The sequence below is a fragment of the Idiomarina sp. OT37-5b genome (assembly GCF_002968395.1).
GTDB classification, from domain to species: Bacteria; Pseudomonadota; Gammaproteobacteria; order Enterobacterales; family Alteromonadaceae; genus Idiomarina; species Idiomarina aquatica.
In genome coordinates, this window is sequence record NZ_CP027188.1 from 1,472,201 (window position 1) to 1,493,384 (window position 21,184).

16 protein-coding genes are annotated in these 21,184 nt (G+C 52.5%); 5 read left to right on the forward strand and 11 right to left on the reverse strand.

Going from position 1 to position 21,184, the window contains the following annotated elements; translation table 11 throughout:
- Positions 1-60 precede the first annotated feature (60 nt).
- Together C5610_RS06885 and C5610_RS06890 are read right to left on the reverse strand one after the other, a co-directional pair.
- Complete coding sequence (locus C5610_RS06885; protein ID WP_262339790.1) at positions 61-1,866, reverse strand: phytase; 1,806 nt, start codon at positions 1,864-1,866, stop codon at positions 61-63.
- 36 nt (positions 1,867-1,902) lie between these two features.
- Positions 1,903-4,443: a TonB-dependent receptor gene (locus tag C5610_RS06890; RefSeq protein ID WP_262339791.1), complete on the reverse strand. Its 2,541-nt coding sequence runs from the start codon at positions 4,441-4,443 to the stop codon at positions 1,903-1,905.
- A gap of 199 nt (positions 4,444-4,642) precedes the next feature.
- Here C5610_RS06890 and C5610_RS06895 point away from each other — a divergent pair, with 199 nt between their 5' ends.
- Together C5610_RS06895 and C5610_RS06900 are read left to right on the forward strand one after the other, a co-directional pair.
- On the forward strand, positions 4,643-5,578 hold the full coding sequence (locus tag C5610_RS06895; protein WP_262339792.1) for a GGDEF domain-containing protein: 936 nt from the start codon (positions 4,643-4,645) through the stop codon (positions 5,576-5,578).
- Positions 5,499-6,587: a helix-turn-helix domain-containing protein gene (locus C5610_RS06900; protein ID WP_105306529.1), complete on the forward strand. Its 1,089-nt coding sequence runs from the start codon at positions 5,499-5,501 to the stop codon at positions 6,585-6,587. Before C5610_RS06895 ends, C5610_RS06900 begins: the two co-directional genes overlap by 80 nt.
- Here C5610_RS06900 and C5610_RS06905 read toward each other — a convergent pair.
- From C5610_RS06905 to C5610_RS06935, 7 genes are read right to left on the reverse strand one after another with little or no spacing between them, the layout of a single operon-like run.
- Complete coding sequence (locus tag C5610_RS06905; protein WP_105306530.1) at positions 6,584-8,230, reverse strand: sensor domain-containing diguanylate cyclase; 1,647 nt, start codon at positions 8,228-8,230, stop codon at positions 6,584-6,586. The genes C5610_RS06900 and C5610_RS06905 overlap by 4 nt on opposite strands.
- Before the next feature lie 33 nt (positions 8,231-8,263).
- On the reverse strand, positions 8,264-8,968 hold the full coding sequence (locus tag C5610_RS06910) for a dUTPase (RefSeq protein ID WP_105306531.1): 705 nt from the start codon (positions 8,966-8,968) through the stop codon (positions 8,264-8,266).
- A gap of 41 nt (positions 8,969-9,009) precedes the next feature.
- On the reverse strand, positions 9,010-9,477 hold the full coding sequence (locus C5610_RS06915; protein ID WP_105306532.1) for a DUF411 domain-containing protein: 468 nt from the start codon (positions 9,475-9,477) through the stop codon (positions 9,010-9,012).
- 31 nt (positions 9,478-9,508) lie between these two features.
- On the reverse strand, positions 9,509-10,336 hold the full coding sequence (locus C5610_RS06920; protein ID WP_105306533.1) for a Wadjet anti-phage system protein JetD domain-containing protein: 828 nt from the start codon (positions 10,334-10,336) through the stop codon (positions 9,509-9,511).
- Positions 10,337-10,370: 34 nt separating this feature from the next.
- On the reverse strand, positions 10,371-11,624 hold the full coding sequence (locus C5610_RS06925) for a hypothetical protein (protein ID WP_105306534.1): 1,254 nt from the start codon (positions 11,622-11,624) through the stop codon (positions 10,371-10,373).
- Complete coding sequence (locus C5610_RS06930; RefSeq protein ID WP_105306535.1) at positions 11,625-12,251, reverse strand: condensin complex protein MksE; 627 nt, start codon at positions 12,249-12,251, stop codon at positions 11,625-11,627.
- Entirely contained in the window at positions 12,248-15,931 is a 3,684-nt protein-coding gene (locus C5610_RS06935) for an ATP-binding protein (protein ID WP_105306536.1), read from the reverse strand. Before C5610_RS06935 ends, C5610_RS06930 begins: the two co-directional genes overlap by 4 nt.
- A gap of 197 nt (positions 15,932-16,128) precedes the next feature.
- Here C5610_RS06935 and C5610_RS06940 point away from each other — a divergent pair, with 197 nt between their 5' ends.
- Complete coding sequence (locus C5610_RS06940; RefSeq protein WP_105306537.1) at positions 16,129-16,998, forward strand: DMT family transporter; 870 nt, start codon at positions 16,129-16,131, stop codon at positions 16,996-16,998.
- Here C5610_RS06940 and C5610_RS06945 read toward each other — a convergent pair.
- On the reverse strand, positions 16,995-17,381 hold the full coding sequence (locus C5610_RS06945; protein ID WP_105306538.1) for a thiol-disulfide oxidoreductase DCC family protein: 387 nt from the start codon (positions 17,379-17,381) through the stop codon (positions 16,995-16,997). The two genes, C5610_RS06940 and C5610_RS06945, sit on opposite strands and share 4 nt — an antisense overlap.
- Before the next feature lie 104 nt (positions 17,382-17,485).
- Here C5610_RS06945 and C5610_RS06950 point away from each other — a divergent pair, with 104 nt between their 5' ends.
- Both C5610_RS06950 and dbpA read left to right on the forward strand, forming a co-directional pair.
- Complete coding sequence (locus C5610_RS06950) at positions 17,486-18,787, forward strand: serine hydrolase domain-containing protein (protein WP_105306539.1); 1,302 nt, start codon at positions 17,486-17,488, stop codon at positions 18,785-18,787.
- Positions 18,788-18,834: 47 nt separating this feature from the next.
- Positions 18,835-20,226, forward strand: coding sequence for an ATP-dependent RNA helicase DbpA (gene dbpA, locus C5610_RS06955; protein WP_105306540.1), 1,392 nt, complete (start codon positions 18,835-18,837; stop codon positions 20,224-20,226).
- Positions 20,227-20,238: 12 nt separating this feature from the next.
- On the opposite strand, the gene C5610_RS06960 is transcribed toward dbpA, so the two are convergent.
- On the reverse strand, positions 20,239-21,132 hold the full coding sequence (locus tag C5610_RS06960) for a LysR substrate-binding domain-containing protein (protein WP_105306541.1): 894 nt from the start codon (positions 21,130-21,132) through the stop codon (positions 20,239-20,241).
- Positions 21,133-21,184: the final 52 nt, after the last annotated feature.

The following is a 21,184-nucleotide window of genomic DNA, read 5'->3' on the forward strand; positions in this document are numbered from 1 at the left end:
AAACCCCACAAAAAAACCGGCTCGAAGCCGGTTTTTTTATGCCGAACCAATAACACCGGCTCAGAGCAGATCGGTGATCGCTTGCAGCGGCACCAGCTTCAGGTTTTGCCCGGCTTCCGGCATCCGGTTGCGACCGTCCTGAACAATGAACGCGCCCTGTTCAAAACCCGCGCCTAATGAGTGTGTGGTTACCTCGATTCCGTCGGTTTCCGAAGCGCCGTCCAAGCCCAACTCAACGTTAGTGCGGATGCGATAATGGGCGCGCTGCGCCCACGGCGCCTGCGCATCGAATACCATATAACTGTCATTACCCTGACTGGACACAAACAGCATGGGCTCTCCGTTAATACGGGCAAAGGCGAGGCCTTCGATGTCATCCACCAGTTGCGGATGATCCGCTACCCGAATAACGATGTCACCGTCGCTGCCGCCGTCGGGTTTAGCATCGAACAACCAGACCGCCACATCTTCCTCACCAACAAACAAACGCTGGCTGGCGTCATCGACCACACAACCTTCCGGTTGCGTCGGCACCTGCATTTCTCGCGCTAACTGCAAACTGCCGTCGGCATTAACCAGGTATTGCTGAATGCGACCGGATTTACCGTTGATGTAAACGGACGCTTGCTCAGTGTTACTGTCATAACCCATGCACAGCCCATAGATTTCTTCGATGTCCGTGGTTTGGTTAGCGGCAGGTGTCAGCACGCCGTCGTCGCTGATGGAAAATAACTGAATGCTGTTGTCATCTCGCAATGTCGCAGCGGCCAGGTTGCCACGCACATCAACGTTGTTTAAACGGCCGACGGCCAACTCCTGCACAATGTTACCCTGCATATCATACACATACAGGCCGGTGCGTTTATCGGTGCCCAATATCCGGCTCGCCGCGGGCTTATTGGGGTGTACCCATACCGCTGGATCATCAATCGCATCACCACGGCGCGGTGATGGCTGCGTTTCCAGCGTCGCCGCAACCTGGGCGACCGGCTGTTGCGACCGCGGCTCTGTCGCAGCCGCAACGTCGATCTGCACAGTCTGCATCGCATTCAGGTTTTCTTCGGTTAGCAACACATCACCATCAGCCGTCAGCGAAATATCGGTAAGCGCGTTAATCCCGTCAAAGCTCATCGCGCGCTCAAATTGATAGCCATTATCGTCGGCACGATAAAGCAACAGCCGCGGTGCTTCTTCTTCCAATGCCAGCAGACTGCCATCGGACATCAATTCCAGCGCTTTCAATTCGGCTTGAATGTCACCGAACGGCGCTTTGGCCGCGATTAAGTCACGTCCTTCGTCGACCTCGGGTTCAGCATTGTATGCCCAGATGGCCTGATCGGCTTCAGCCACATAGAGTTTACCCTGTTCTTGCGATACGGCGCAGGCCGTGCTGTCAAAAGGGACATTCATGGCGCGAATGGTCAGCGGCTGTGGCAGCCATTGACCGTCCTGTTGCAGTAAGCGCTGCTCAGCACCGCCACGGCCACCGAGCAAAAATACCGACAGTTGCCGATTTTCACGACTCTCGTAAAAACACAAGTCTTCAACCACACGAGTAGTAATTTCGCCCTGCCATAACGGCTCTGCTTTGCCGTCTTTAGCCTGCCACAGATGCAACTGCTGATCGTTACCCTCAACGGCCGCAAACACAGTCGCCCCGGACGTTAATTGCAGCGCTTTTAAGTGGAAGAAATCTCCCTCTACCAGTTGTTGCTCGCCGTAATAAACACCGGTATTCGTCGCCACCACGGTGCTATCCCCGACCACAGCCTGATGACGAATCGGTGTCTGTCCGGCATTAGAAGCGCAGGCGGATGTCAGCATCAGCGCCGATAAAACGGCGCCGGTTATCGTATTAAGTTTCACGGTTTTTCCTAATCGGTTTGTCATAATGTCGTTCATTTACCAGTTGATCAGTTGAATACCCAGGGTGTAGCTGCGGCCATAGCGCTCGTATTGCGCGTTATAACGACGCTGGCCGGTGTACACATAGAAAGGTTCGTCGGTCAGGTTGTTGGCCGCGAAGCTGACATTCAGGTTGTCATTGATGACCCATTTCGCCGAGAAGTCGACGGTCAGGTTATCGTCTTCCATGATGTCGTAGCGGCTGTCCTCAACGTCGCCCAGCTCCGCCAGGTACTCCGACTTATAGTTTGCGGCCAGACGCAGGCTTAGGCGATTGGTTTCATAACCCAGTGCCAGGTTGGCGGTGGTGTCTGACTGACTGGGTAACGCAATGTCACGGGTTTGCAGTTGCCCGTCATCCAGCCAGTCGACCGTGGCTTCCGAGTCGGTCAGGGTGACGTTGCTGCTGATGAGGACGTTATCCAGCCATTTATTGAAGCCCGATAATTGGTGCACCACGTTCAGCTCCAGGCCATACAGATAAGCGTCATCGCCATTGATGAAGGTCACCGCTTCGTCGAAGTTTTCATAACCCGGACGACCTGCCAGATCCGCCTCATAAACGAAATTCTCAATGTCCTTATAAAACGCCATCAGCGATACCACACCCAATGACTCATCATAATGCTCGACACCCAGATCAAGGTTTTGCGAGGTCAGCGGTTGCAGTGCCGGGTTACCAAACTCAGACTTTAAGTCGCCGTCGTCGTTTTCCAGGAAGTAACTTGGCCGTACCTGTTCGAAGTTTGGACGCACCAGGCCGGTGCTGTAGGCCATACGCAGGATAGTGGCATCAGTTACGTCATAGCGTGTAACCAGGCTCGGTAGCCAGTTGGCGTCACTGAATTCTGCGTATTCCGGGGTAAAGGTTTCGGTTTCATCGTTATAACGGCTGCCGTTTGCGCTGCGCTTTTCATGTTCATAGCGCGCACCGGCGATGATCTGCCAACGATCAACTCCGATATCAAACATAAAATAACCGGCACTGATGTCTTCTTCGATGCCATAACTGGCAATACGCGATTCTACCTCGTCGAAGAATTCATCCCGCTCCAGCGGTTCCAACATCTGCCACAAAGCACCGGCATTGATACCCGGCCCAAAGCGATCGAGCCCGTAATCAACCTCACCCGTCTGATAATCCGCGAGAGTTAACCCACTCACCCCTAAGTCCGCAAAGTCCTCGTAGATGTATATGTCTTCACGGGCGGTTTTTTCCCGTTGGCTGACTTTTACCCCGGCTTTAAAAGTCGCCTGATAGCTTGGCTGCATCCAGTCGTAAGCAATGTCCACTTTCGCATTGCTTTCGGTTTCCTCAGTATAGGCGTCGCTAACTTCAACTTCGTCTATGTCATAACCGCCGGTCTGATAAGCCGTATCCGGTGCCAGCAACTGCAGTTTTTTCACCCCACGATAGCCGAGGCCGTCGTCAAACTCCTGCACAAACTGAGCGCCACCGATGGCAAAGGGCTGTGACTCGCTGGCTTCACTGGTGCCCGCTTCCACCGTCAGTTGCCAGTCACCCATGCGTTGTTCCGTACCCAGTACATAGGCCTGAATTTTCTGGGTTTCTGTGCGGTCCTTCAGTTCACGCACCACCTCACCGGCCCCGGTTGAGCCTTCCACCAGAGGCTCAGCAAATTCAGTAATGATGCCTTGGCGGATTTCAGTGTCAGCAAACTCGCTGTAGAGCGTGCGCAGGTAATACTCGGCATTTTCAGTTGGCCGATAGTCGAGGTTAAGGGCTAAGCCTGTCCGTTCACGAGTGACGGCATAGGCACGTTGTTCAAACTCTTCCAGACCCGGTTCATCAAAGTCCCAGTTACCGCCGGTTTCGACATTATCCGTGGTAAACGAGCGTTCCTGATGGCTACCGGCAAAGGCAACCCCAAAGCTGTCGTCGTTACCGCCGATATCGAACGTATTGCTGATTACACCGGAAACTTTAGGGTTGGTTTCTGACGACTGCTGGTTGTAACCCAGATCCGCGCCCAATGAGTAGAACGCTCCGTCACGATCAAAGGCGGTCATGCTTTTCAGTTCGATGTTGCCACCGAGGCTACCGGCAGCAATGTCCGGCGTCAGCGTTTTATTCACCACCACCGATTCCAGTAAGTCCGACGGGATAACATCTAACGCTACCGCACGGCGACCGGCCTCAGGCGCAGCCAAAACGGTGCCATTGTAGGATACCGAGTTAAGATCCGGCGCCAGGCCACGAATGCGGATGAAGCGGCCTTCGCCTTGATCGCGCTCCACCGATAAACCGGGAATGCGCTGCAAGGCGTCACTGACGCTGTCATCCTGCAGTTTTCCCATGTCGTCCTTTTTCAGCACGTTAATGATTCCGCCTGATTCGCGCTGCTGCTGAACGGCCCGCTTAACCGAGTCTCGGTAACCTATGGTCACCACCTCTTCCAGCACCTTCTGCTCGGCTTCGGAGCTTTGTTGTGTTTCGTTTTGCTGCATAGCGGCCTGCGCGGTTCCTGTCGCTGCACAGGACACGGCAATGGCATAGGCCAAATACGACGTTTTCATGATCATCCTCACCTGAGTTGTTTGGGTTAACGCTTGCTACCCTAGGCGGCTTTCATGACACTACAACGGTTGCCGGTTAGCCATTCCGAGCTGTTCTGATTCGGGTCGTATTAGCTCAATCCTGCCATCAGGGTGTCACCGCTTTGTCATTAACGCAGGTTATGGTTACAGCAGTTTTGCACGGTTAACGGAGCCCGAGGTGTATACGAAACAACCATCATGGATAACACAGTTGGGTCACTGGAGAGTGGCATTAATGGTTCTGGTGATGGCTCTGGCGGTGTTGATCAGCTATCAGTTAGGTAGCGCCAAAGCGCTGGTAATCATTGATTTTTATGATGTGCTCGGTGAAGCATCAACCCTGATACTTGCGGTGCTTGGTTTGCTATTGATGGTATCAACACGCCCGCAGGGGCGGGTGACGGATCATTTTTACAGCGGCGGCCTCATTCTGGTATTTTCCCTGAGTCTTGACCTACTTGATGAATTTGTTCACTACCCCGACGATTTACGCCTGGTAAGCTGGCTCGAATCGCTGCCTCAGCCGCTGGGCCTGATGTTAATCGCCATCGGCGCACTGGAATGGCGCAAAGAACACCTGCTGGTTACTCGGCAACTGGCAACACGGGAAAAAGTGTTGCGCGAACACCAATGGCTGGACCCACTGACGACGCTGTATACCGCACGCTATTTCCATTATTTACTGCAACGCGAAATCTCTCATGCCGCAGAATCGGCACAACCATTGTGTATCGCTCACGTTAACCTGACCTGTTTTTCTCGCTTTAATCAAAGCTATGGCAGCCACGCCGGTGATAAGCTGTTGCATCACGTCAGCGAATTGATTTCATTGTTGCTGCGGCCCAGCGATTGCGTCTGCCGCGAACACAGCGACCGCTTTCTGATTCTGTTGCCAAATACCGATTACGCACACGCTCGCCAACTGCTGGCGGGGTTACCTAACGCCATTACCAGTGAACTGAATACGCCCGCTTATCTGGGTTGTCAGGTTACTTTGCACGAAGTAAAAGAACACAGCGCAGAACAGGCTCTTAATGCGCTTACTGAAGCCGCCGCACACACCAGTGCCGACGTCCAGCGAGGGATTACACGTGCAGCCCGGGCGCGCGCTTAACGCACCGCTGCTGTACGCTAAACCGTGGCTGGCAGCTCTGCAGCCGCTGCTGCGGCAGCGGGGTATCAACACTCATGAGTTGCTACGGGACTTACCTCCCTATTACGACGACATAAAAACGGCTGACTACCGCATTTCCCATTACCAGTTGCAACAATTACTGGGGCAGGTTGAATGCCGGGTTAATGAGCCACAGATATGGCAATTGTTGGCCGAGACCTTTTGTCAGACGGCGCTCAACCCACTGGTGGAGTTGAGTTTGCAGGCCGCCAGTCTTGCTGATGCGCTTAAATACGGTTATCGCTACCGCGATCTGGTGCTCCCCAACGTAGTGGTGTTACCGCATCGGCGGATGGACGATCTTGTCCTCGACATCATTCCCTTTTCGGGAAGCCGTAACAAAATGACGGCGGCGGCGCGGCGTGCCAGCATAAAACTGACCATTGCCTTGATGGTGTCCATTGCCAAGCTGCGTGGTCATGATCTTCATCATTGGTGTTTGCACCTACCGCCGGATATCTCTCCCCTGCCGGTGTGGCAAAAGTGGCGAGTACAGACCCATGTGCGCGAGATCCCCCGTCTGGTAATCCCCCGCCAACAATTGAATCAGAGCCGAACGGTGCAGCCCGGGCAACTAAAACAAGCCCGCTATTTCTGTCAAATACAACGGCTGTCTTTAGCAGCTCCCGCACAATTTGAACGTATTTTTCGCTACGTGTTGTTGCGGCTGAACCGCTCAGAGGATGTCTCATTAAGCGAGTTGTCAATGGCCATGGGGCTTAGCGTATCATCCTGCAAACGCCTATTCGCCAGTTTTGGTCAGTCGTATCAGGTGTTTTATGATCAAGTGCGGTTGTATAAACTGCTGGATTTGTTGCAGCAACCCGGTGGCACCAACAGCGAACTTGCGCAGCAACTCGGTTACAGTAACCCCAACAATTTTCGGCGCGCCTGTAAACGCTGGCTTGGGCTGGCGCCGGACCAATTACGCCAACGCCTGCTCAGTTAACGGTGCACCCGGTTACGGCCGGATTGTTTACCGCGATAAAGTGCTTTATCGGCGCGCCCAAGCAACTGGGTCCAACTATCGCCGGCTTCAGCGGTGGCGATACCAGCCGTAACCGTTATCGATAACGACTGCCCTCCTTGCACGGCGATCGGGGTTTGTTCGATGTTAGCACGCAACTGCTCGGCTATTTGCTCTGCCTGCGATAACGTTGTCTCCGGTAGCAGAATCGCGAACTCTTCGCCGCCGATACGGGCGCAACAATCACTGACCCGGGTTCCGCGTTTCAGCAGTTGAGCCATCGCAATGATGACGTCATCGCCCGTCGGGTGGCCATAGGTATCGTTAACCCGCTTAAAGTAGTCGATATCGACCATAATCAGGGACAACGGTGTACCGTGCCGTTTGGCATCGGCTAAGGCTCGCTCTACCTGATCCGAGAAAAAGCGCCGGTTAAACAACCCGGTCATATCGTCGGTAGCCACCAACTTTCTTAGTTTAAGTTCGAGTGCTTTTTGCTCGCTGATATCTCGCACCGCGCCAATTAAGGTAACGCCATCGGCCTGCGGTGTGGCGTATTCCTCAACCCAGATATAGTGACCGTCGGCATGTCGAATACGGTGCTGGTAACCTTGCACACCCTCTTCAATGGCGGTCTTTTCATGGTGCAAAACCGTGTCCAGATCGTCCGGGTGTACCAGCTCATTAAACAGTTCAACGCAGGGGGAAACCTTATTTGGGTCCAATCCAAGAATCTGATAAATCATGTCAGACCACATCAGCTCACCGGTTTCGACGTTTTGCTTCCAGTGTCCAACACGCCCAACCTCCTGTGCCAGGCGCAGGTCATCGTAGGCCTGCTGCATTTCTTTTTCGATGGTCTTGCGTTGTGTCGCGTCGGTCAGTATTCCGTACCAAGAGCTGACATCAGTGAGATGTTGCTCGGCGGCGGCATGCATCGACAGCCATTTGATCTGGCCACCGACTTCCACCCGGAACTCACACACAATGGTTTGCGCTGAGGTGCTTGCATCAGCAAAGCTCTGCAACAAGCTTTTGGCATCGTCCGCATGCACTCTCTCGAGCAATACCGCACCCTCTTCTTTTAACTGCAAGGGGCTAAGCTCAAGCAGTTCATTCACCTGATGACTGACGTAGGGAAAATAGAACTCTGTCGGCGAGACAATTTGCAGTTGAAAGAACGCTCCCGGAGCCACCTCAGTAAGGTGCTGTATGCGTGAGCGGGCTTTTACTTCAGCATCAATGACAACCAGGATACCGACGTAAAACTGCACGGATTGAGACACCGCATGTTGCTGGCGAAGGCTATCTTCGACCCATAAATAGCCGCCATTCTGATGCCGAAAACGATACTCTCGACGCAGTACGCCGTCAGCACCGTTTTCATACCATACTTGAAACTTTTTTAACGCAAGCTCACGGTCAACCGGATGGATATTGTCAAACCACCACTGTTCCAGATCATCCAGTTCAGTCGGGTTGTAACCCAATGTGCGCTGCACGTCTGCCGATATCGAAGCGCCGAGACTGGGGTGCCCAAACGCCAGGCGATAAACAATGGCAGGAATGTCATGAACCAATTCATTGAGTTCTGACGCAGAGTCCGTTGCAACCTGCTTCTCCATGGTTTACCGCCTTAGGTCATAACATTGTGCCGTCTAACGCGCCACGTGGCTGTCGTAGTGTGCCAATAATAGTGCGACAGCGTCATCCAATGGCGATTGACTGTTTAATATCGAATCACTGTTCAATAATAACCGCACCATCACCTCGTTGTCTTCTTCATTTTGCCACATTTTGATGTAGGTACCGTCTTTGTAGCCACGCTGCTGACGCACATGGTTCAATGCGTTTTTGCCAACGTAACTGACATAGACCGCTTCGGCACTGCCGTAGGCTTGGTAAAGCATGCTCAGCAGTTGCGCCAAAGACTCGTTGCCAAAGCACAACGGACGATCAAGTTCGGGACGTCCCTCAAGCGCCGTATGACGTAACAGCCACTTGGCGTTACGGGCGTGCTCCGCATTGGCCTTAACGCTGGCTTCAAGCAGCTTTTCAGCGGCTCGCTCCAGCGGGTTGTCACTGCCTTCCTGCGCCAGCACTTCGATAACGTCGGACAACGCAAAATGCAGGACGTCGATGAGTTCCATATTGGCTTGTTCATGATCCGGCGTCTGTTTTTTCCACCATTTATAACCGAGGTGATCATAGCGCTCGCCCAACTCAACAATGACCGCCGCCATATCATCTCGGGGCAATGTCGGTGCGTGCGGCCAATTAGCGTCAAGTCCCTGGTTAAACTGCGTTTGCAACCTGACGATTTGCTGGGCCTGATTCGGCGAAAACTGCGTGTCTTGTGACATCCATACATCCTTTATTCGTTGTTATCGTGTTTGAGATGGCGTTAACGCCACTGGGCTTGTGTTTCTTTTGAATCGATCTCGGCATAAACCCGACCGCTGCCGTCTTCCAGTAATTCATAAACCACGTAGGGCTGGAAGCGCTCGTCATAATCCATACCGACCGAACCGATCGGCATAGCCGGCACCACCAGGCCTTTGCCATTGGCACTGCGCTCGCCGCCGGCATAGGCTTCAACCAGTTTCGGCGGCACGTGGCCTTCGTATACAAAACCCTTGTCATCAACTGCGGTATGGCATGATGCAGCCTGCTGCGGTATGCCATACTCGGCCTTGACAGGGCTCATGTCCTGATGATTTTGCTCGGTGATGGTTACCCCATCGTGAAAACTTTCAATCCACTTAACGCAGCAGCCACAGGTCGGGCTTTTGTGCACCGTCAGTGATAATCCGGTGGCCATCGCCATACCCGGTAGCAACGCCAGCGCTGCCATCAACGTTTGTTTTTTCATACTGACCTCTCGTTAAAACCTTGCGGTTATCTTACCCGTTCGTTTCGACCCACAGCAATGGCACGCCTTGTAACCATTGTTGCAGCAATGCCCGCTGTTCATGCAACACCTTGTGATAGCGGCCGGCTTCTCCCTTTGTTTCCAGCGCCTTTAAAAGGTTCGCCTGGTCAATGTTAAACGCCTGCACTGATGCCTGCTGCGCAAACCAACTCAATGCCGGTGCAGCGATATGCGAAAACCCTTCGCTTTGGGCAATATGGAAGCCTTTAATATCCAGATCCCCAAAATATTTTAATGGCTTACCGCTTTTCCGCCATTGTGATAATAAGGCAGCCCGTCCTTTACCGTAGACGCTGTCCCCCCGGTAAACAATCAAAGACTGTGCGGTAATGGGCAGTTCAAAGTCGTTGAGCTGGTAAAAGCAGTCCAGGTTTTCAACCACGATGATTTCGCGATATTGCTGCGGCTCAACTGAACGGTAGTCCAGATCAATAATCTGCCAATACGAGCCGACACGTTGCGCCGTCAGAATACGATTCGCACGAGGTTGCTGACGAATGGACTTAACCTCAGCACCGCCCTGCTGTGCTTGTTGCAGACTACTGACGCTCTGATCCGCGGTAAAAGGCGCAACACCGAGTTGCGCTAACCGATTGTTGATTTGTTTCAACAACATGTTTGTGTAAACAAATACCGGCGCCTCTGCCGCGGCGGCGCTAATGAGGTCCTGTTCCACACACCACGATAGCAGTTCCTTATCCGTTGCATTAAGTCGGCATGTCAGTTCCATGCTGTAACGCAATTTATCATTGATGGTGCGCAGCCGTTGTCGTTGTTTCGGCGTTAGGTTATCACTCATCGCGATCGCTCCATATTTGCGCCAAGGGGGCAAGCTAGGTGTTAAAACTCAGGGTGATGTCTTCGATGACGATGACCTGATTATAACGACTTAGCGGCTGTTCGCTGCGCTCGATGTTAAAGAGCTTTTGTTCGTGGCGCGGCAAGCTGTTGTATTCACCAATCACCTGGAACAGCCAGGCCTCGGCAGGCCATTCAAGTGACTGCTGGTACAGATAGTCCAGCGCCGAGAGCGGTGCTTCGCTGTCACAAACGGCAATAAAATACTGCATGGCGTCGTGTTTGAGTTGCTGTTGTCGCGCCTCGACCGCTTGCTGTTGCTCACGGTTATCCACCGCTTGAGTGTTTGAATCAGCGTCATTGGTTTTGGCTCTTATGGCCAGTTCTTTATAAAGGCCATGTACCATAGACGCAATATCAGTGTGCTGATCGCGACGATCCAATGCTACGGCTGCGGCCGGAATAATAGCGGTAGCCTGGTTTATCAGCGTTGGCACCCGGCTACGGTAGGCATAGTCGCCGACGGTAAAGCCCGGATGCTCACGCAAAAAGCCCGCCATACGCGTCACCAGTAAGCTGCGTTCCTGTTGCTCACGAAACCGTGTCATCAGCTCCACCAGACGCTTTTGTACTTCTAATAAGCTGCCATGATGGCCGTTTATCTGCGCTTGCAACTTAGTCACCAGGAGCTTACGCAGGGTCGGATTGCCCTCGGCCAATTCGATCAATTCATCAAAGTCGATCAACGACAAACCTTCGATCAAGCGTCTTATTTGCTGTTGCGCCCGGCTATTTTCGCGGATTTTATCGCTTAAATTACTGACAAAGCCAAAGTTCGAATTCAGTCGATGCCAGAGGCTGAAGATCGCTTCTTCAAACTGTGACGTCAGATCGTAGACGGCCTCTTCGGTACGTTGTAGCTGGTTATCGGCGCGTATCACATCACCACTGCGCTGAGCTTCGCGAAACCCCTGCACAAAACCGCGAATGCTTTGCAATTTATCAGCGATGTCGGCATTCACCTGACGTCGGCTTTCGTCGGTAACCAGCGCTGCGATAAGTTGTGTTACCGGGTGGCGCAACTTGAGTTCATGGCTGTCGTCGGGCTGATAAATGACCCGGGCGTTAATGAGTTTTTTAAGCGCTTGCTCACTCAAAGCCGAGGCCTCAATGCCACCGCTCAAATACCCCTGCATTAACACTTGGGCGTGGTTGCCGATCAGTTTAAGGCGTTCAACACCGACGTCGAACACATTGCTTAACAGCTGTTCGTCGTTTGTCTGGGCCATTTACAGCAGCTCCGCCTGGCTTGTGGTTTCATCGAGCGGAATGTTTTCTTCATCTTTGATAAAGCGAACCAATTCCAGCAGGTAATCGATCTTTCCGGTGACGATAAAATAAAGCCGGTTAGTGTGCGGTTGCAACAAATAGCCGTGCTCGACAAGGCGTTTAGCGACTTGTTTAGCCTGGCCGTCAACAGCGTCCGACTGTGAGTTAAAAAAGCGGTCATTAGCGAGGCTTTGCAGCCGTTGTCGCAGACTTGGGTTGTCCTCGGTTTTTACCGTCAGTTCCTGCAGTTTAAGGGTGTCGCCGGCGGTTAAAATGCCGTCACTACCCATGGCTTCCTGAATATAGGTTAACCATTCAAGCAAGGGGAGCATCGAGCCCATTACCACACTGAGCTGTTGTTTGAGGCGCTCGCGGGCATCGTCATCAAGGTCGCGATAGGCGAGAAAATACACACTGCCCTCATCATTCGCTGCCAGTCGCCGGTTTAATGGTTTCAGATAGGCGTCTATGTTGTCACGGGTTTGCTCATCCTGCAGTTTGGTAAAATGCGCCTCGTCGGTAATCGCACAAATAAATTCGCCAGCCAACAGCTTTTCGATTAACGGTCCGTATACCGGTGAAATCATGCGTTAACCTCCTTGGTTTGCTGTTGCAGCGACTGCAGTTTCTGGCTCAATTCTGATATCCGCGGTTTAATGCGCTTAAGTTGGCCTTTATTGGCAAATTCCTTGTGCGGCTCAATCAAGTAACGGTGTTTAAAGAGCAGCAGCACATCCGATTCCGGATTTGGAAATGCGCCGACGATATCGATATTGTTGTGATCACAGGCCACAAAAAGCTTTTCCACATTGTGGTACGCCAGTGTGCCTATCTCGTCAATCGGCCAATGGATAGTGACGCCCGCTTGGTCGGGGCGCAGCAAGCGGGTAAAGGCTAACAGAAATTTACACAGAATCAGGTACGCCATGCCATGGCTGGACGAATCCGTCAGTTGCCGATCGTTTCGGATAACCACAGGCTCACCGTTTTCAACCAAGTTCAACTGCAACTTAATCAACGACTCAATACTGTATTCTTGATTGGCTTTTAACAACTCGGCGACATCGGTGAGATGCTCGATATACTCGTTCGGCGGCGTTAGTTCACCTGACTCAATCCATTGTCGATAATGCTGAGTCATCTGTTTCAACGGCTGCCAGAAACTCAGTTCGTCGATGGTAGAACTGATTTTGACTTCGGCTTTGTCAATGCCATCCAGTGTTAATTCATCAGTAACCGCTTGTGTTAAACGGCGACTATAATCCCCCACGCGTTTGTGAATGTCGTTAAACACCGTGAAGAACTTAAACAAACCATTACCAATGGTTTTACCCTGATCAATGGTTTGCTCCCGTTTACCCTCTAACACTTTCAGCAACTCACTGAGGGTATTCACCTGCACGTGCAGGTCCGGCGCTTCGCCTTGCTGCGCTAAAGACTGGTCAATAAAACGCAAAAACTGGGGGTCGGCGTCGGCGCGTAAATGGGTTTGTAACGCCGCAATGTCAGCTTCTAAACGTTTGTCGAGCTTTGTTAAGTCATCCAGTAACTTATAGCTACGGCCTAAATGTTCGCTGACGTCACCCTGAGCGGCAATGTCAGGCGCTGGCGGGTTTACTGCTGCGGGCAAGTCGACCATACGCTGCACCAGCGACTGCAAGTCAAGAACCACTTTTTCAGTGTTCTCGAATTTGTCCTTTAACGCCTGTAAGTTGGTTTTTAACCGCTGTTGCCGCGTTTTAAACTGACTTTCGTGTTGCTCAAGTTGACGGCTGACTTGGCGCAGTTCAGCCTTTGCCTGCTGCTCCTGCTCGAGCCACTGCGGCCGTTGTTTCTCCCAAGTTACTCGCATAAAGGTTTGGTATTCACTGTACTCATCACGACGACCGTCAGTATCACGAATGTGTTTTTGTAACTGAGATATCTGCTGTTTAATCTCGCGCAGTTTATTTTCATCAACCCCTTTATCTGCGAGTTTCTCACTGAACGCCTGCTCCAGTTGCTTAATTTTTTGCTGGGCGGCGTCCTGTTTGCGACCAAGCTCAGCATTAAGATCATCGATGGCTTCCTGCAGTAATTGCGCTTTTTCCTGAAACTCAGCAGTGACTTCGAGCACACGAGCGTTGTGATCCGCTTGTAACTCGGCCAGTGTTTCGCTGCGCTGTGCTTTGGTTTGTTCAAGCTCGCGCTCCAATTCCTCAATACGCTGGCGTAGTTGTTGTTTGCGTTGTTGTTCAAGCTTTTGCTGAGTATGTGCCAAGCGCGCCTTGTTATCTCGGGCGTAGTCAACGTCGCTGCTTAATTGGCGTTGTTGTTGCTTAGCAGCATCTAACGCCTGTTGCTGCGCTTTGGCGTGTTCAACGGCATCAGTAAAGGCTTTATCGGCTTTTTTCAGTTGCTCTTGCTGTTGTTGCCATTGTTCGGTCGCCAGTTCCAACTGCTCGCGTAAACGCTCTTCGCTGGCTGCATATTCAGGCAGTTCGATGGCGTGCAAATCAATCTCAATGCCAAACAACTGTTGACGATTATCGTCTGACACCCGTCTTGGCATTAAATCGGTGCGTTGCAGCAACGGTTCCGCCATCACGCGGCCAAAGGACTGTTCCCACTGTTCAACATGTTGCGTTAAAAACTGCCGCAAACTGCCGGCAGCCGGTTGCAAGCGTTGCTGCAGTTTTTCGATCTGTTGTTCGGCTTGGGCAACCTGCGTGCGAGCCTCTTTTAACTGACTATCAAGCCGTTCCCGCTCACGCAGTGCAACGTTCAACAACTCTTGTTGTTGGCTAACAACCTGCTGATGCGCGTTCAGTTTTTGCTGGGCTTGATCAACTCGCTCTTCCGCGATGCGCCTGTCATTGCGCTCATTGTCACTGAGGGTTGATAACTCACGTTGCGCCCGTTTCGTGGCTAATTCATTTTGTTGTTGTTCAAGTTGTGCTTCGTACTGTTCGCGAACCGCCTGCTGTTGTTGTTGCAACTGCTGATTCAGCTGTTTCGAGGCATCAAGCTCTTGCTGCATCACCGCGGTTTTCTGGGCGGTCTTTTGTTCAATTTTTTCGCGCAGTTTCGCGCCAAGTTGCTCAAGTTCTTCTTTAATGGCCAGTTTGTGACTTTGCAGCTTTTGCTCTTCATCCTTATGCGCATCCATCATCGTGGCGTGATGCTGCTCCAGCCCCTGTAACTCATTGCGGCGCTCAGGCAAGGCTTCAAGCTCACGTCCGAGACGCTCGATATCGTTATCGCGGTAGTTGTCATACTGTTGCTGAGCGTCATTAAGCTGTTCTTCACATTTTTTCAGATCGGATTCGGCATCACTCTTACGCTCGCGCAGCTCAGTACGCACGCTCTCATAAGCCACCTGCGCGTCGTTAATGTCGCGCTTCAGCGTGTGAATTGCCGCTTCGGTATCCGCCTTTAGCCGTTTTTGTTCGCTAAAGTCCTTCTCGACAACCGCTTTTAAATGCCACAGCTGTTCCAGTGTGTGCGTGCGTTCGCCACTGAGCCGCTCGATGTCTGCAAGACTTTTTTGTAGCCCTTCCACTTTTAAAAACTGCTTCATGTCGCGCAGCCAGGCGCGGATCTTTTCGCCGGTAAAGGTATTGTCCGGGCGCCCGTAACCGTCCTCTTCCAAAATGGCCGCGAGCATACTTTTGAGGGTATCCATTTTGCCTTCTTTGGCGTGTACGGCAGACACCAGCTTCTCAATATGACGTAAACGAAAGCCGTCGTTGGCCAGCCCGTAACGTGCCGCCAACTGGCGGTATTTAAGGCTGTCACTGCGGTTACTGCGATCGTTTTTAATGTCGTTGAGGATGATATTGCGGTACTCGGTGGTGCTGGAAATTTTGGCGCTGATATCGATGCCGCGGCCACGCATCTCCTGCGCCCAGTCGTTGTATTCCCGCGCGACCATACCGTCCTGTTTCTCATACAGGTAGTGTTCTGCCTGATAGCCGCAATCCACAAAACGATAATCAACGCCGTCAGCGCGTTTGCTCAGTACCACCTGCGCCAGTCCGTTAGTGGGGCGCTGGTATTCATAAATCACATAGCTGTTTTTATACGGTAGATAGTATTTATCGAAGTTGAGCCGGGTTTTCGGCACTACCCGATTGGGTAATTCGCCATAGAACACCGGTATCATCCGCTGCAACGTGGTTTTACCCGATGCGTTACTGCCGCAAATGTTGGTATGACCATCAAGTTCAAGCTCGACCACCCCGGGCAAATGGCCGTTAATCATGATAATTTTCAGCAGTTTCGCCATGTGATTCCCTATTGTTCTTATCGTTTCCACCAGCAACGAACAAGTATAACCTAATCGTTCCGGCGAGGCATCCGCCGGAACGCTGACGTATGTCGCGCTGCGAAGCTTGAGTAACCGCGTTTGTGCTACTACCGTTTGAGGTACACACACTGATACACGACAACGCGTATGGCTAATACGCGCTACCGAGGTGTTGTATGGGCATCAAGCTGGTCGCGCTGGCGGCGCTGTTTTGGGGAATTTCCGGTGGTATTGCCGGGATACTTACCGGCAATGGCTGGGATCCACTGGTGGTGTCGTTTTATCGCGGCGCCATCGGACTGGTGTTTATCCTCGGCTGGCTTTGTCTTCGCCCCCGTTATTCCGGTTTACGTAAATCTCGGCTATGGTTCTGGGGAGTGCTGGCCGGGTTGGGCATCGCCGGCAACTTCGCCTTTTATTTTTACAGTATCGTCGAAAGCAGTGTCGCCGTTGCCTCAACCTTGATGTACTGCGCACCTATTTTTGTCTACCTGCTCTCATTTCTGTTAGGCATTGAACGCCCTACAACGGTTAAATACGGTGCGATTCTGCTGGTACTGTTAGGTGTCGTGCTATTGACCCGCGTTTACGATGTCGGCGGCAGCGGTGTCACGCTCTGGGGAACCGCTGCCGGCTTATTATCGGGGCTGTCATTGGCACTGTTTATCTTTGGTTTTAAATACGCCGTACCCCATGGCAGTGCGCCCGCTATACTTACTATCGCTTTTGTTACCCTGGTAACGGTACTGGCCATTGCCAGCGATGCGTTGCAATTGGGCGAGGTATTAACCTCCAGTGACGGGTGGCTGTTTGCGTTACTGGGCACCTTCGGTGGCGGGGTTGCCTTTGTGGTCTACCTGACCGGGCTAAAACGCACGCCGCCGGCGCTGGCCTCGATCATCGCCACCATTGAGCCGGTCAGCGCCGCTCTATTTGGCGTTGTGCTGTTGGGCGAGAGTTTACGCCCTATTCAAATTGCCGGGATGGGCTTGATCCTGTTCACCGTCACAGCGCTTGGGATCTACGCCAGTCGCAGTCGACATTAGTCGATGCGACATTGCGAACAACGTGACTGTCCGGTTAACAACCGGGAAATGCGATTGCGGTGCCTGGCGAAGCCCAGATAGACTTTATCCGCAAGCCAGCGAATTCCCGGCCAGCGCAACGGCGCTATCAGCCAACCTTTGCCAACCTCACGCCAGGCTGCGTGTGTCACATCCAGCCCATAAATCATGCGGCCATCGGCCAATTGCCCATGTAAGTAGGCATTGGCATCGTCAACGTTAACGTGCGGAAAGCGCTCAGCAAAGTCCGCTTCATTGATGTTTTCAAACTGAATGTGATTGCGTTCGTCGAGCTTTTTTAAATGGCGCATTTCTTTCACACACAGTGGGCAGCCGCCATCGTAAAATATAATCAGTTGTGTCATTGGTTGGTCTGTTACTCCGCAAGTTACTGACAAATGTTGTTCACTTTCTAGTACGTAAGTTTTTGCTATAGTTATCACCAGAATAATAAAAAAGGCGAACCTTTATGCAAAAGCAACACATCGCTGCCCTGTTGTTGATGATACCAACGGCATTGGCAGCACAGGACATCGCAGAACCATACCGGCACCAACAATATCAGGGCGAGTTAGTGCTCAACGCTTCCGCCTCGTTGCCGCTGCAACTGAATTTGGGCGAGGATAAAGCCACTCTCGACAGCCCGGCGCAAGGCGCCTTTGGTATTCCCATTGATGAGGTCAATATCAACGCCGAGCAGTTGTCATTCAGCTCCGCCACCATTCAGGCTTCCTATAACGGTAAACGCGACGAGAATGCGTGTTACGCCGGCGAATTTACCCAGGGTGCGACGTACCAGTTAACCTTATGCCCCGCGCAGCAACAAGCCGTAAAAACGCCACAGCAAGCGTTAGCGGAATTGCCGGTAGCGGTTGCCATTGTCTCCTACACGGATGGTCAATGGCAGGTTGACAAAGACGCGTTTAATATCGAAGCCGGTAAGCAATTTGAGATTGGTTCCGTCAGCAAAACACTGGTTGCCTGGCTACTGGCGGATGCCCTCAGCAAGGACCTGATAACCGAAGATACCCGCCTGAAGGCTTATTGGCCAGAGGCCAATGAACAGGTTGCTGATATTCGTCTTGTCGACCTTGCCACGCATCATTCCGGCTTACCGCGATTACCGGAAAACCTGACCCTGACCAATATCAACGACCCTTACGTTGATTTTGGCATGGCCGACCTCAAACAAGCGGTTGCGGATGCATCGGTGTCGCTACCGGCGAACTATCAATATTCCAATTTTGGCTACGGTCTGTTGGCCGAAACACTGGCTAAGGTTTACGACACCACCTTTGCGGATCTGATGCAGGATAAGCTGTTTACCGAACTCGGTCTGTCTCAAAGTTACCTGGCGCTCGAGCCAGTGGATAACCCGCAATTAATAGCGGGCACCCGCATCGACGGTAAACCGGTGCCTCATTGGCATTTTGACGCGATGGCCGGTGCTGGTGCGGTGGTGTCCACTCTGGACGACATGGTGCGCTACGTGCAGGCGGTAATGCGGCCGGCGGAGCAACATCGCGAACTGATACAACAGTTGCTCAAGCCGCGCGAAACGCTCGGCGAAAACAGCCAGCAAGCGCTGGGTTGGCTGATTGACCAGCAGGACGGCCAGCAGCTAATCTGGCACAACGGCCAGACCGCCGGTTTTGCCAGCTTTGTCGGCTTCAATGAAAAGGGCACGCGAGCCGTCGTGATCCTAAACAGTCGTGCGCGCAGCGTCACGGAAATGGGTAAATCGCTGCTAACGTCGGATTTATCGCTGTAATACTGATACAATAGGGGTCGTTTCCTTCCTTATATACGCGATCTAACATGTCCGAACAGACCCCTGAATCAATCGGCTTTAACCAGCTAAGCTTAGCGCCGGCGTTGTTGTCCCAACTGGACGACATTGGCTACCACTCCATGACCCCTGTGCAGGCGCTAAGTTTACCGGTCACTCTGGCGAACACCGATGCGGTGGTACAAGCCAGTACCGGCTCAGGTAAAACCACCGCATTTGCCCTTACGTTACTGAACAAACTGGATGTCAAAAATTTTTCGCCGCAGGCTCTGGTGCTCTGCCCTACTCGCGAACTGGCGCATCAGGTCGGTGATGAGATTCGTCGTCTCGCCAAGGGCATGGCCAACGTTAAATTGCTCAGTTTGTGCGGCGGCGAGCCGGCGCGGGTGCAGATCAACTCGCTGGCCTCCGGTGCCCATATTCTGGTCGGCACGCCCGGTCGTGTACTCGATCACCTTCAACAGCAGCACCTGGAACTGAACGCGCTAACGACGCTGGTGCTGGACGAAGCTGACCGGATGTTGGAAATGGGCTTTCAGGACAGTCTCAACGCCATTGTTGAACAACTTCCAAGGGCACGGCAGACGCTGTTATTCAGTGCCACCTATCCGGACAATATCGCCGCCCTGGCACGCCGGGTCACCCACCGCTCCGTCACCATTAATGCGTTACAGCAACAGACCCGGCCGGACATTGAACAACGCTTTTATTCGCTCACCACTGAAGCAGATGCCGATGTTGCCGTGATGGCGTTGCTGAGCCACCATCGGCCGCAAAACTGTCTGGTTTTTTGTAATACCAAAAAGCAGGTAAATGCCATTTACGACGAGCTGAAAGCGTGTAAATTCAGTGTCCTGGCGCTGCATGGAGAGCTGGAGCAAAAGGATCGCGATCAAGCCATTGTGCAGTTTAGCAACGCTAGCGCAAGGGTGCTGGTGGCAACCGATGTCGCCGCCCGCGGACTGGATATTGCTGAACTGGATTTGGTCATCAACGTTGCTATGGCCCATGACACCGATACCCATACGCACCGTATCGGCCGCACCGGCCGCGCCGGTCACAAAGGTCTGGCGATAACTTTGGTCACTGCGCAGGATGATTACAAGTTAAGGTTGCTGGAAGACCATTTAACGGCACCGATTACACTGATGCCGCTGCCTGAGCTGAGCATGGGTAAGCCGTTGCGCGCGAACATGGCAACACTGCAGATAAGTGGCGGCAAGAAAGACAAATTGCGCCCGGGTGATATTGTCGGCGCCCTGACTAAGGACAATGTATTACAAGCAACCGATATTGGTCGCATAAAGGTCGCCAGTACCTTTGCCTTTGTCGCCGTTAACACAGCCCTTGCATCACAGGCGCTTGAGCTTATCGCTAATAATAAGATCAAAGGCCGACGTTTTCGCGCAAAACGGCTGTGAGCAGAAGCGCTCTCAGCGGTTTTTGCACAACGCCACCAGCCAGTCGCCGAGTGCCCGTAAGCCTGGGTGTTTACCACTGGCTGAAGCGTACACAAAGTAAAAACTATCGTCGGTCCGAATACCATGAAACGGCAACTCGAAAAGGCTTTCTGCGCGCTCCTGTCGGGTTGTCATAAACTCATTGAGCAGCGCAATACCCTGTCCGTACTTAGCCGCTTCAGCCGCGAGCAGCAAATGACTAAAGTGATGAACTTTTGCGGTGCGCGGTAACCTCACTCCCGCTTTTTCAAACCAGCGCTCCCAGTCAGTTCCGGGCTGACCACTGGCAAAGGCGGAAATCGCTGACAGCAGCGGGAAACGCGTTAGCTCGGCGACCTCTGTCAGGCGACTGGCCTCGTTCCAAAGCGCCTTGGAACAATAAGGCTTTAGCGTTTCATCGTATAAATGGTAACGGACAAAACCAGAACCCGGCGGCATTGTTGTGATAAAACAATCCGCCCACTGAGTGTCAAAATGACCATCCTGAGTAAGCATTTGCAGCGTCAGCTCGACATTCGGGTAACGTTCACGAAAATCGTCAAGGGCTGGAATCAGCCATTTTACCGCCAGCGAACCATGCACCGCCAGACGCAACTGGCGTGAGTCGTCCTGCTTAAGATTGCGGGTTGCGTGTTCGATGCTGTTCATCGCGTTAGCGACGTCGTTAAAATAACTTTCCCCCACCGCCGAGAGCAATATTTGCCGCCCTCGCCGGACAAACAACTCGGCCCCTAACTGTTGCTCCAACAAGCGTACCTGATGGCTTACTGCACTCTGCGAAACATGGAGCCGCGCTGCCGCTTTCGAAAAACTCTCGCAACGCGCAACTTCCACAAAATAATGAATGGCTCTGAGGGGTAAACTCATCTATCTAAATACCTCATGCATTAATGATTATATATCATTTTAGTTAATAACT